The organism is Pseudophaeobacter sp. 1A09344 (genome assembly GCF_041008745.1).
In the GTDB taxonomy this organism is placed as follows: Bacteria; Pseudomonadota; Alphaproteobacteria; order Rhodobacterales; family Rhodobacteraceae; genus Phycobacter; species Phycobacter gallaeciensis_A.
This window is the reverse complement of record NZ_JAXGFS010000003.1, coordinates 19726-32617: the sequence shown is the minus strand read 5'-3', so window position 1 is coordinate 32617 and position 12892 is coordinate 19726. Positions and strand designations below refer to the sequence as shown.

At 62.2% G+C, this 12892-nt stretch carries 10 protein-coding genes; 3 read left to right on the top strand and 7 right to left on the bottom strand.

The features are described 5' to 3' along the window. Positions 1-43: 43 nt before the first annotated feature. Positions 44-1618 (bottom strand): ABC transporter substrate-binding protein, encoded by a 1575-nt coding sequence (locus tag SM765_RS05775; RefSeq protein ID WP_065272427.1) that lies wholly within the window; start codon positions 1616-1618, stop codon positions 44-46. A gap of 91 nt (positions 1619-1709) precedes the next feature. On the opposite strand from SM765_RS05775, the gene SM765_RS05770 reads away from it, so the two are divergent. The 3 genes from SM765_RS05770 to SM765_RS05760 all read left to right on the top strand — a co-directional run bounded on the left by SM765_RS05770 (position 1710) and on the right by SM765_RS05760 (position 8270). Then, complete coding sequence (locus SM765_RS05770; protein WP_274837516.1) at positions 1710-2375, top strand: DUF1028 domain-containing protein; 666 nt, start codon at positions 1710-1712, stop codon at positions 2373-2375. A gap of 295 nt (positions 2376-2670) precedes the next feature. Next, a complete protein-coding gene (locus tag SM765_RS05765; RefSeq protein WP_274837515.1) occupies positions 2671-7125 on the top strand; it encodes a LamG-like jellyroll fold domain-containing protein in 4455 nt (1484 codons plus the stop codon). Between the two features lie 290 nt (positions 7126-7415). Beyond that, positions 7416-8270: a DMT family transporter gene (locus SM765_RS05760; RefSeq protein WP_274827530.1), complete on the top strand. Its 855-nt coding sequence runs from the start codon at positions 7416-7418 to the stop codon at positions 8268-8270. A gap of 24 nt (positions 8271-8294) precedes the next feature. Here SM765_RS05760 and SM765_RS05755 read toward each other — a convergent pair whose 3' ends face one another. The 6 genes from SM765_RS05755 to cydB form a co-directional block, all read right to left on the bottom strand. Further along, positions 8295-8654, bottom strand: coding sequence for a DUF5368 domain-containing protein (locus tag SM765_RS05755; RefSeq protein WP_274827529.1), 360 nt, complete (start codon positions 8652-8654; stop codon positions 8295-8297). 13 nt (positions 8655-8667) lie between these two features. After that, positions 8668-9984, bottom strand: a complete 1317-nt coding sequence (locus SM765_RS05750; protein WP_274834679.1) for an NAD(P)/FAD-dependent oxidoreductase — start codon at positions 9982-9984, stop codon at positions 8668-8670. Between the two features lie 64 nt (positions 9985-10048). Beyond that, positions 10049-10486: a DsrE family protein gene (locus tag SM765_RS05745; protein ID WP_274831473.1), complete on the bottom strand. Its 438-nt coding sequence runs from the start codon at positions 10484-10486 to the stop codon at positions 10049-10051. Between the two features lie 20 nt (positions 10487-10506). Continuing rightward, a complete protein-coding gene (locus SM765_RS05740) occupies positions 10507-11493 on the bottom strand; it encodes an SLAC1 anion channel family protein (protein ID WP_274834680.1) in 987 nt (328 codons plus the stop codon). An 80-nt stretch (positions 11494-11573) separates the two neighbouring features. Further along, complete coding sequence (cydX, locus tag SM765_RS05735; RefSeq protein ID WP_274827525.1) at positions 11574-11711, bottom strand: cytochrome bd-I oxidase subunit CydX; 138 nt, start codon at positions 11709-11711, stop codon at positions 11574-11576. A 13-nt stretch (positions 11712-11724) separates the two neighbouring features. Next, complete coding sequence (cydB, locus tag SM765_RS05730; RefSeq protein WP_065272419.1) at positions 11725-12888, bottom strand: cytochrome d ubiquinol oxidase subunit II; 1164 nt, start codon at positions 12886-12888, stop codon at positions 11725-11727. Between the last annotated feature and the right edge of the window lie 4 nt (positions 12889-12892).

Here is a 12892-nt window from a genome sequence, read left to right as displayed (position 1 = left end):
GAGTGGCGCCGCCGCAGGATCAGCTGCGGCGACGCCTTGTTTCTTATTTCTTGGCCACGTCATCCAGCAACAGGAAGAACGACGGCTGCAGGGCAAAACCTTCGACCCGATCAGAGGTCACCGCGTTCTGCTTCCAGTTCGCGACAAAGACCCACGGGGCGTCTTCCTGCACGATGGTCTGCATTTCGCGGTAGAGCTTGGCGCGCTCCTCCTGATCGGTGGCAGCGCGGGCGGCTTCCAGCAACTCATCCACCTTGGGGTTGGAGTAATAGCCGGAGTTAAAACCGCCTTCTTCGGGCCATGCACTGGTGCGCAGCGCCAGGAACGGCAGGGTGTCCGGATCGTTGGTCATCCAGGCCATCTCGGCCATGTCAGCCTTGCCTTCCAGACCGGGGTTCACCTGGCCAAGGAAGGTATTCCATTCGTAGGTTTCGATTTTGACGTCAAACCCGACAGCCTCAAGATCGGCCTGAATGGCGGTACCCATGGCCAGCGGATCCAGCATGCCCGAGCCACCTTCGGTGACGTAGAAGGTCAGTTCCGCCCCTTCGGCGCCCGCGTCAGAGATCAGCTCCTTGGCCTTGGCCGGATCATAGGGATAGGGTTCCAGTTCCTCGTTATAGGCCCAGGCAAAGGCCGGAGGCGTCGGACCGGCGGCGACTTCCGCGGTGCCTTCCAGAACGTCATTCACGATCGCGGATTTATTGATCGCATAGTTCGCCGCCTGACGTACGCGTTTGTCTGCAAAGGGGCCTTCCTTAGCGTTCAGGATCAGGAACCAGACGTGCGGACCCGCCTGTTCGTGCACGGTGTAGGCGTCGCTCTGGAATTCACCCAATGCTACCGGGGGCACCTCGACCATCAGGTCGATCCCGCCCGCCAGCATTTCCGCAGTGCGGGTGTTGGCATCGGTGATCGGGCGGAACACAACCGCGTCCAGTTCGGCCGCGCCATCCCAGTAATCGGCGTTCTTCTCGATGACCACCGCCTCGTTCGAGCGCCATTCGGCGAATTTGAACGGACCGGTGCCGGACGGGTTGCGACCAAAATCAGCGCCGTGTTCGGCCACGGCAGCGGGCGAAACGATCAGGCCGGTCGGATAGGCCAGGTTCGACAGGAACGGTGCATAAGGCGCGTTGAGCGTGAATTTCACCGTCAGCGGATCGACAACCTCGACCTCTTCCACGGCGGAAAAGAAGAAGGCCAGCGGGAAGGGACCGGTGTTGTGATAGGGGTGGTTTTCATCCAGCATCCGATCAAAGTTGAACTTGACCGCCTCGGCATCAAAGGCGCTGCCATCGTGAAAGGTCACGCCCTCGCGCAGGGTGAAGGTATAGGTCTTGCCATCCTCGCTAATGTCCCAGGCGGTGGCCAGCGCCGGTTCAACTTCCAGCGAGCCATCCTTGTAGCGCACCAGACCGTCATAAACATTCATCAGAATACGGAAGTCATTGACGGCGGTGACCGCAGCGGGGTCCAGCGCCTTCGGCTCGGCAATCTGGCCGACAATCAGGACACCCGGCGGCGTCTGAGCAGCCGCAGAAAGCGGGGAAAGGGCGAGTGCCGTTGCTGCGCCAGCAGCCAACATCGCCCTGCGGGTCAGTTTCAGCAGAGTCATGAGCGGGTCCTTCCCTGTTTATTTATCATAATGAATTGCATTCACGCAAATTATCATGATAAATACAAGGGAAATGTGATTGGACCCTGAAATGACCTTCTCGATTTTGACATACGACCGCAAAACAGGCGTTTTCGCTGCGGCGGCCGCCACTGGCAGCCTTTGCGTGGGCGGCTGGGTGCTGCGGGGGGATATCGAATCGGGTCTTGTGGCGTCTCAAGGCACGGCGCCCAGCAGCTTCTGGCGCGATGACGTGCTGCGGGCCATGTATCAGGGCGAGGACGCCGAAACCGCAGTCACCCGTGTCACCAGCGCCGATCCGGGGCGTGGGCACCGGCAGCTCACCGCGCTGGACCGGCAAGGGCGCACACAGGGCTTCACCGGCGATCAAAGCGTTCCCTATGCCAGCCATATCGCGGAGCTGGATCTTGTCATCGCCGGCAATATGCTGACCGGTCCCGAGGTTCTGGAAGCGATGAAGACAGCGGCGCAAGCAGAAGCCCCCTCGCCCGCCGAACGCATGCTACGGGTGCTGACCGCCGCAAAAGACGCAGGCGGCGACAGCCGCGGGCTAAAGTCCGCAGCCCTGCTGGTGCTGGAGCCGGAGCGCCCGCCACTGGATCTGCGCATCGACCAGCACGACAACGATCCGATCTCGGCGCTGGAGCAGCTTTGGCAGAAAACCTGCCAGTCCCCCTATTTCGACTGGTTGGCAGAGGTTCCCGTGCTGAACGACAAAAGCCGCGCGCCGCAATAGACCGCGCCACAATCGCTCCTGCAAAGGTTGAATCACGGGCTTCACGCTGACGTATTTACGCTGCGCGCAACACGTTTTCGCCACACTTCTGCCGCAATTGCTAATTGGTTAATGGCACTCTTGCCCATGCACGGCATGGTTTCAGGGACTTAGCCCCTTGTTGCATGTTTTCGCCGATCCCGGACGCAATGGCCCAACGCCACTTTGCCGCCACCTTTGGCGCGACATTGCCCGATAAACTTCTCCCCAACAGCAACCACAGAACATAGGCTAAAGCAAAAAGAGGACCCTGAGCATGGTCGCGAATACCCCGACTCCGGTTTTCACGAGAGAAGCCGACCGCATTTATTCCGGCGCGCAGGAAGACATCCTGAACATCCGCCATTCCGATGCCTATGAATCCCGCGCGGCGACGGTTTCGCTCAGTTTTTCTCTGGACCGGCTGCCGGGGGAAATGGCGCTGATCTCCAAGGATGGCAAAGGCGCCGGGAAAGGCGATTTCACCCTTTGGGTCAAGGATGGCACCCTGCTGCTCAGCCAGTCGGACGGGGCCGACACCGAATACCTGAAGGTGCCTGATCTCGTCCTGTCGGCGCAGACCAAATACCACATCTCCGTCAGCTTTGGCAGCGATGGGCTGATGATCTGGCTCAATGGCGCGCTGGTCGCGGCAGAACCGGAGTTCAAGCAGGGCCTGAAACTGAACGATCATTCGCTGGTGGTCGGCGGCAGCCGGGCCTGGCGCGAGGAGCAGGACGACGACGCCCATTCCCTGTTCAAGGGCACTATCGGCGATGTCATGATCTTTGACCGCCAGCTGGGTGCAGACAGCCATCTGGCGCTGGCCGAAGCCGCCGGAGCCGAGCTGGCCATGGGCGCGCAGATGCAGGCCGCGATGGCGGATCTGGCGCCGGTCTTTGGCCAGCTGCACGGCGCCAGCGACACCTTCCTCGATATTCTGGCGGATTACGGCGTGAGCGCCCATGGTCACATGGAGAGCCATCTCAACATGATCAGCCGCAATGGCGGCGACAACCGCGTCGTCGGCACCGGCGGCGCCGATGGCATCAACGGCGGTGGTGGCAACGACCGCGTCAAGGGCAAGGGCGGCGCCGATGTGCTGCAGGGCGGCTATGGCAATGACCGCCTTTTGGGCGGCGGCGGCCATGACGTGCTGGATGGCGGCCACGGCGAGGACACGCTGAAAGGCGGCGGAGGCAACGATCTGCTGATCAGCCGCGCTGACGGGCGCGAAGGCGCCATCTATTATGACCCCGACCGCGACGAAGGCGATCCGCTGAACGAGTTGACCGATGGCAAGCTCTATCCCGATCAGCCAATCCCGGCCGATGACCTGCTGATCGGCGGGCGCGGCGCCGACATCTTCTACTTCCAGACGCTGATCAACGCCAAGGAACGCTATATCGAAAAGCACACCCGCGAAGATGGCACAATCAACTGGCACGGCGTTGCGGGCGAAAACGACAAGCTGCACGACCATTGGGTCGATATCCTAGGCAACGACGTGGTGCAGGATTTCAGCCGCGCCGAGGGCGACAGGCTGGTGATCGAAGGCCATACCACCCAGATCGCCTCGATCACCTATGGCGATGCTGATGGCAACGGGGTGATGGATCATTCGGTGATCGCGCTCTACTCGGATCAGGGCAACAACGGCGGCGCCCATAATGACGACCGGCTGGGTACCATCACCGTCTACGGCGATCTGGTGAAACGCTCTGATATCGAGCACACAGCCGCTCCGGCCTATGGCATCGTCAAATCCATCGACGATCTGGAAGAGGCGCTGGCCCCGCTGGACCCCGGCACCGACAGCGGCCGGATCCGTGTCCCCGGGTCCCGACTGCCCGATGCCGCCGGGCTCCCCCTATCCGAAACCCGCATGCCAGTACTTTCCATGCCCGGGACCCATGTTTTGAGCGGTGAAGAGGGCGATTACCTCAACGCGGGCCATCTGGACAGCCTTTCCTTACGCGCGGCGACGGTTTCGCTCAGTTTTTCACTGGACCGGCTGCCAGGGGAAATGGCGCTGATCTCGAAGGATGGCAAAGGCGCCGGGAAAGGTGATTTCACCCTCTGGGTCAAGGATGGCACCCTGGTGCTCAGCCAGTCGGACGGGGCCGACACCGAATACCTGAAGGTGCCTGATCTCGTTCTGTCGGCTCAGACCAAATACCACATCTCCGTCAGCTTTGGCAGCGACGGGTTGATGATCTGGCTCAATGGCGCGCTGGTCGCGGCAGAACCGGAGTTCAAGCAGGGCCTGAAACTGAACGATCATTCGCTGGTGGTCGGCGGCAGCCGGGCCTGGCGCGAGGGGCAGGACGACGACGCCCATTCCCTGTTCAAGGGCACCATCGGCGATGTCATGATCTTTGACCGCCAGCTGGGTGCAGACAGCCAGTTGGCGCTGGCCGAAGCCGCCGGAGCCGAGCTGGCCATGGGCGCGCAGATGCAGGCCGCGATGGCGGATCTGGCGCCGGTCTTTGGCCAGCTGCACGGCGCCAGCGACACCTTCCTCGATATTCTGGCGGATTACGGCGTCAGCGCTCATGGTCACATGGAGAGCCATCTCAACATGATCAGCCGCAATGGCGGCGACAACCGCGTTGCAGGCACCGGCGGCGGCGATGGCATCAACGGCGGTGGTGGCAACGACCGGGTCAAGGGCAAGGGCGGCGCCGATGTGCTGCAGGGTGGCTATGGCAATGACCGCCTTTTGGGCAGCGGCGGGCATGACGTGCTGGATGGCGGCCACGGCGAGGACACGCTGAAAGGCGGCAAGGGAAACGATCTGCTGATCAGCCGCGCCGACGGGCGCGAAGGCGCCATCTATTATGACCCCGACCGCGACGAAGGCGACCCGTTGAACGAGCTGACCGATGGCAAGCTCTATCCCGACCAGCCAATCCCGGCCGATGACCTGCTGATCGGCGGGCGCGGCGCCGACATCTTCTACTTCCAGACGCTGATCAACGCCAAGGAACGCTATATCGAAAAGCACACCCGCGAAGATGGCACCATCAACTGGCACGGCGTTGCGGGCGAAAACGACAAGCTGCACGACCATTGGGTCGATATCCTAGGCAACGACGTGGTGCAGGATTTCAGCCGCGCCGAGGGCGACAGGCTGGTGATCGAAGGGCACACCACTCAGATCGCCTCGATCACCTATGGCGATGCTGATGGCAACGGGGTGATGGACCATTCGGTGATCGCGCTCTACTCGGATCAGGGTAACAACGGCGGCGCCCATAATGACGACCGGCTGGGCACCATCACCGTCTACGGTGATCTGGTGAAACGCTCTGATATCGAGCACACAGCCGCTCCGGCCTATGGCATTGTCAAATCCATCGACGATCTGGAAGAGGCGCTGGCCCCGCTGGACCCCGGCACCAACAGCGGCCCGATCCGCGCGCCCGGATCCCAACGGCCAGATGCCGCGGACCTTGGATATGAAACAGATGCATCAGCGGTATTCGCCGTGGCGGGCAGCCACGCGTTTTCCGCCGCGGACCGGTCGGCCTATGTATTCGACCACACGGACAGTCTCGCCTTGTCCCGCGGCACCATCGCCTTCCGGTTTTCCGCAAACAGCTTGTCGAGCTACCAGACACTGATCTCCAAGGATGCATCGGACTACGGTCAGGGCGGGCATCTCTCCGTCTATATAGACGGAACCGGCGAGTTGGTCGTGCGACTTCAGGACGAGACGGAATCGCATTACCTTATCGCCAGCAACGCAATCACCGTCGGTGAGGAATATGATTTCAACCTCAGCTTTGGCGCGGACGGTCTTGAAGTCTACCTGAACGGTGCACGCATCGCCTATGATCCAGAGATCCGCATAGACTGGAGCCAGAACACCGAAGCCCTGATTGCCGGAGCATCGGGCTGGAGCAACACAGCTGGCGAGACCGACAACCTCAACAGCTACTTTGACGGAACGATTGAAGATCTTGCGATCTATGACCAGGCCCTGACGGCGCAAGAACTGTTCGGTAACGCTCAGCGCGCGGACTACACTTATTTCGACGGCAACATCGACCGGTTTGACTTTGGCCGGGGCGAGTCCGGCAGCGTCGTGGTCAGCCGCGGCAGCACCGAGACAGAGCTGACCGGGGGAACCGGATTTGCCGCCTTTGATGGGCTGACGGTGCGTACGGCGGATATCCAGATCGGCTCGCGCAGCGATGATGAACTGCGCGGCGGTGACGGCGCCGATGTGCTGACTGGCAAAGGCGGCAACGACCGGTTGATCGGCATGGGCAACGACGATCTTCTTCTGGGCGGGCGCGGCGATGACACCCTGTACGGCGGCGATGGGCGCGACACACTTTTGGGTCAGGCGGGCGATGACAAGCTGCAGGGATCGGACGGTCAGGACGTGCTGCACGGCGGTGATGGCCATGACACCCTTTTTGGCGAAGAAGGCAATGACCGGCTGTACGGCGGCCTTGGCGATGACACCATTTATGGCAGTGTCTGGAATGACGCCGGTTCGGACAACAAGGACCGGGCGATGTTCGACGGCAACTTCTCCGACTTCAGTTTCGATAGCGGAACCTACTTTGATTCAAACCGGGGGCAGGACGTCACTTGGCTGGCGGTGACGGATGCCGCCAATGGCGGCCGGGATGGATATTACGAAGGACGTGATATGCTGATCGATATCGATCTTCTGGTCTTTGCAGACCAGACCGTCGCCTTCGACGATCTTCTGTAGACCGCGCTTGCAGCGAACGGCCGGTCCCGGAGTGCACTTGCCGGTATGCGCCTGACGGCGAACGGATCTGCGCACTCCGGCTTTGCATTGTCGGGGCTGATCATCCTATATGAGCACACAAGCGGCGTTGGCGCCGCTTGGATTTGCCTTTCCGGCCTTGCTTTCCGAAATGCATTTCTATCCGTACCCGTCTTAGAAGGCGCTGAAATATTGCTGAAAAACAATCGGTTCGCATGGTCCACGCCGCAGCGCCACGGTGACGCAACGGGTTTTTACACGGGGACCACCCGATGAGCCTGCAAAGCCGCGCCATTTTGCTGATGATCAGCGCGATCTTCTGTTTTTCGGTGATGGATGCCACAGTCAAGGCACTGGCGCCCAGCGTTGGCGTTCTTCCAGCGCTCTGGGCGCGCTATGCCGGGCAGATGCTGCTGGTGCTGGTGATCGTCATGCCCCGGCTGAAACAGGTGGTGCGCACCCGGTATCCAGCGCTGCAATTCCTGCGCTCTGTGCTGCTGATGAGCGCGACCGCCTTCTTTTTCACCGGCCTGAGCAAGATCCCCCTGACGGATGCTGCGGCGCTGATGTCCACCAATCCTGTGCTGATCACCCTTGGCGCGGCGCTGTTTCTGGGCGAGGCTTTGGGTGTGCGGCGCATCGCCGGGATCGCAGTGGCCATGATCGGCGCGATGATCGTCATTCGCCCCGGCAGCGATGTGTTCAGCCCTGCCGCGCTTTATCCGCTGGCGGCCGCGTGCTGCTATTCCGGCTATGCCCTGCTGACGCGCCGGGTCGGCGCCGATGAAGACGTCTGGACGTCGCTGTTTTACACCGGGCTGGTCGGCACCGTTCTGCTGAGCCTTGCGGTGCCCTTTCAATGGCAATCCCCGGATCTGTTCGGGATCGGCCTGATGATCATCATCTCGCTGGCCGGGACCATCGGGCAACTGGCCCTCATTCAGGCGTTTTCCAAAGGCGAAGCAGCAATGCTGGCGCCGTTTTCCTATTCCGGGCTGGCCTTTGCTGCGGTCTGGGGCTTTGTGTTCTTTTCCGAAGTCCCGGATTTCTGGACCATCTTCGGCAGTGTCATGATCGCCGGCGCCGGGCTTTATGTCTGGTATCGCGAGAATTACCGCAAACGCTAAGACACCCGGCGCCAGAGAGGAAGGCTATCTGCGCTCTGCGGCCGGGGGCCAGAGCAGTGACTGCACCGTGTAGACGAGGATCGCCGCACCAACGGCCCCGCCCGCAGCAACCCCCAGAAGCACGATCAGATCGACCGGCCCGCCGATATTGGCCAGTTCGGAATGAGTCATCACCAGCACGAACCACACCGCAAGCACCGCCCCCACCGGCATCGACAGCTGCGCCAGCAGGAATTTGTGCCAGCTGATCTTGCGATCCCGGATCAACACGTAAACGTATCCCAGCGTCACAACGGCCGCCAAGCCGACCATAGCCCAGAACAGGCCGCGACCAAAAATCTCTTCGAACACCGCAATCAGGGTTCCAACTGTCAGGTCTTTCATCGCCTCTTCCTCCTCAGGCCCGGCCACGCAGCATGGCGTTATAGGTGGCCTTCAACGCCACTTCCTTCATCAGCCAGCTGATCCACAGCTCCTCAAGCGGGGCGATGATCCCGGGGAAGGACGGCACAAGATTGTCGTTGTAATCAAACTCCACCAGCATGGCCCGGCCGATCTGGGTGATCATCGGGCAGGAAGTGTAGCCATTGTAGGTCTGGGTGGGGTCAGTGCCGGTGATGGCCGCGACAAGCCCATCCTCGACCACTGGCACCTGCCATTTCACGCTGGCGGCGGTCTTGCCCTTGGGAACGCCCGCCACATCACCCAGCGCCCAGATCTCGGGGTAGCGCAGATGGCGCAGGCTCGCCATGTCGCATTCGACCCAGCCCTGATCGGTCCATTTGTCAGCCCAACTGAGACCGGACTGGCGGATCACCTCAGGCGCGCGTTGCGGCGGGATGACATGGATATAGTCGTAGTCCAGTTCGACCGAGCCATCCGGGGTCGAAAAGCGTGCGCGGCGCCGGTCGGCGTCGATGGCCTGCAACTGGTGCTGCATATGGCTGGTGATGCCACGGTCCCCAAACAACATGCGCACCTTCTCGGCGACGATGGGCACCCCGAACAAAGAGCTCTGCGGCGCTGCGTATTGCACGTCGATCTTGCCGCCGTTGCCCGCCCGTTTGGCGATATCATCAATCAGGAAAGTATGCTTCAGCGGCGCGCCCGCGCATTTCATCTCGGTTTCGGGGCGGGTGAACAGGCCAACGCCGCCCTCCTCAGTAAACTTCGAGGCCGCCTGCCAGGTGCGTGCCGCGTAGTCCGGCCCGGCATAAAGCGCGCCAATGCCGTTTTGCCCGACCATATCGAGCGAGAAGCCTTCGATGGCGTCGTGATCCAGAACCAGCCCCGGGGCCACAACCAGGAAGTCATAGGCCAGCGACTGACCGTTCTCGGTGGCGACGGTCTTGGCCTCCGGGTCGATCGCGGCGGCTTTTTCCGGGATCAGGGTCACGCCGTCCGGCAGCCAGTCGCCGGTCTGACTAAGCACGTAATCCGCAGGCTTCAGACCAGCGGCAACCAGTGTCAGGCCGGGCTGGTAAAGGTGCGCTACGCGCGGATCCAGAAGGGTGATCTCGGCGCCCTCAAGGCGGCGCACCAGCCGGTTGGCGAGCGCCGTACCACCAGCGCCCGCGCCGATGATGACGATCCGTGCCTTCGTCGGCACCGGCGTGCTGGCGCTGGCCTGCGCCCCAAGCGCCGCAGCCACGCCCGCCGATGCCGCAAGACCAAAGAGTTGGCGGCGGGTGGGGTTCGTTATGGATTTCGTCATCATCTCTCCTCCGAAAGGGAACTGTGGGCCTGCGCGCCGGGTCCGCGCGCAGGCCGGGCGCGGGTCAATAACTGGCGATCCGCGCGCCCGGGGCGATCATGGCGCTGGCCATCGCCGGGGGTTTGGCAACACTCACGCCATCCAGCAGGACCGATGGGTCGGCGCCGCGTCCCGGCAGGTAGATCGCACAAACCTCGACCTTGGCGCCGGGCATCGCGGCGATTTTCTGCATCAGGCCCTGCGGGCTCATGCCTTTGGGCGGCTGCGGGGCGGTGGCCGCCTCCGGCGCGTCTTTCAGCGCAAGATCCCCGGCCGGGCCACAGAGCAGCACATGCTGCGCGACGCCCTGTTTGGCGGCCTGCATGGCCAGAACCATCGCCATCAGCTGGGTCTGCGGCTCGGGCGCGGTCAGGATCGTCACCAGCGTCTCGGGCTTGTCCTGCGCCACAGCAGGCGTGCAAAGGCCAAGGGCGCTGATTGCTGCAATTGCAAGTTTTTTCATGTCTGAAGTCCTTTCCGGGATCACTCAGGTTGACAGATTTCCCCGCGCAGAACGGCGCGGGCCGTGCGGTAGACCAATCCACCGACAATGAGACACAGAACGCCGAGACCGACGTTTCCGGCCAAGATGTGCAGCGGGCTGGAAATCAGCGCTCCGAACCGCAGCGTGGCGATGGTCAGCGCCGCAACCGGAAAGCTGAGCGCCCACCACGACAGGGCAAAGGGCAGGCCGCGCAGCTTGGCCACCTGGGTCGCGGCCAGCGCCGTAAAGACCAACGCCGCGCCATAAAGGATCCGCGCGAAGGCATCGATCACGTCGCCATTCAGTTGCAACCAGGCAAGGAAGCCAACCGCGGGCGGGGCGATCAGGATGGCCAGGGTCGGCACCATGCGTCCGGGCAGCGGATCGTGGAACACCAGCCGGTTCATCACCAGCACCAGCAGCACGATCCAGAACACCAGCCCCGCCGAGAAGAACACCCAGGAGGTTTCCGGAAATCCCAGCTGGACACCCGCCACCGGCGCGACCACGTTGCCCACTGCCGGGATGAACCAGGCAGGCGAGATATGGATGGTCTGAAAGGCCCGGTGCCCGATCCAGTTCGACAGCACCGCCAGCGTCAGCACCCCCTGCCCCAGCGCGCCGATCAGCCAGACCAGCCGCGCCAAATCCTGTGACACCGGCTGCAGGGCGGTGGCGATCAGCAACAGGGAAATTGAAACAGCGGGAAAGAATGCCAGTTTCACCGGATGCCGCCATTCGGCCAGTATCGCCTGCGGATAGCGCATAGCCTTCAGCGCGTAGACCGCTGCCAGCACGGCAAAGACCAGAACCGTCGCGACCAGTGCCGCGCGGCTGGCGGCTTGCATCCCTGCCGCATGCAGCGCAAGCGTCAGCCCCGACAGCCCCATGACGGCGGCGAAAAAGGGCACCGGAAAGTGCTGAAGCCTCGGCTCCGCAGCCGCAGGATCGGCTGGGGTTTCGGGTGTCTTGGGATCAGCGGTCATCACAGGTCTCCGCAGAAGGTTGGGATCAGGTCCGGAACCGGCACGGCCGGATCCAGCTTGCTTTGCGTGTCGATGCAGGCTCAGCGCTTATGCTCTCCCACCGGGCACTCCCCCTCTTCCGCGAGGCAAGCATCGGTGCGCAGCTCCAGCCACATGGCGTTCAGGACGGCAAAGAGAGCCGCGAGCGGCAGGCCAAGAAGCCAGGCAAAATACCACATGATATCAACTCCTTCAGTATAGCGTGTCGGCGTTTTCGGTGACGTCTGCCTCGGTGACCTTGCCCCAGAGCACTTTGTAGACCCACGCGGTGTAGGCTAGGATCAGCGGCATGAAGATCGCGGTGACCACCAGCATGATGAACAGGGTCTGATGCGAGCTTGAGGCATCCCAGACGGTCAGCGAGCTGTTCGGGTCCACGGTCGAAGGCAGGATGAACGGGAACATGGTCAGACCAACCGACGCGACAATCCCGGTGATCGCCATCTTTGACCACAGAAGCGTCGAGACCTCGTGCCCCGCCTTCAGCCCGCGTATCGCCATGGCGATCCCAGCAAAGCCCATCAGTGGCGCAACCACGATCCAGGGCCGCGCGACATAGGCCGCAAGCCAGCTGCCTTCCCGGGTTACCTGCGAATACAGCGGATTGGACGGGCCGTTCGGCACCACATCGTTCACCAGCGCAAACCCGTCGATGCCAACCGCCAGCCACAATCCGGCAAGCACATAGCCCCCTGCAGCCACCATTCCGGCCACGGTGCCGATGCGGCGGGCGCGTTCAGCGATCACGCCTTCGGTCTTGAGCGTCAGCCAGGCCGCGCCATGCATCAGCAGCATCGAAAACGACACCACACCGGCCAGCACCGCAAAGGGATGCAAGAGGCCCAGGAACTTGCCGTAGAAGCTGCCTTCGTACATCGGCATCAGGTCTGCGGTCAGGAAGAAGGGCACGCCAAGCAGCACATTGCCCACCGCCACGCCGAACAGCAGCGCCGGAACCGCACCTCCGGCAAACAGCGCCCAATCCCAGCGCGTACGCCATGCGGCACTGTCGCGTTTGGAGCGATACTTGAACGCAACCGGACGCACGATGAGGGCCGCGAGCACCACAAACATCGCGAGATAAAAGCCAGAGAAGGACACCGCATAAAGCGGCGGCCAAGCGGCAAAGATCGCGCCGCCGCCGAGGATGAACCACACCTGGTTCCCTTCCCAGACCGGCCCAACGGTGTTGATCACCACGCGGCGTTCCACATCCGTCTTGGCGACAAAGGGCAACAGTGCGCCAACGCCCATGTCGAACCCGTCGGTCAGGGCAAATCCGATCAGCAGCACGCCCAGAAGCGCCCACCAAATGATCCGCAGCGTGTCAAAATCGATCAGTTCATGAAGGATCATAAGT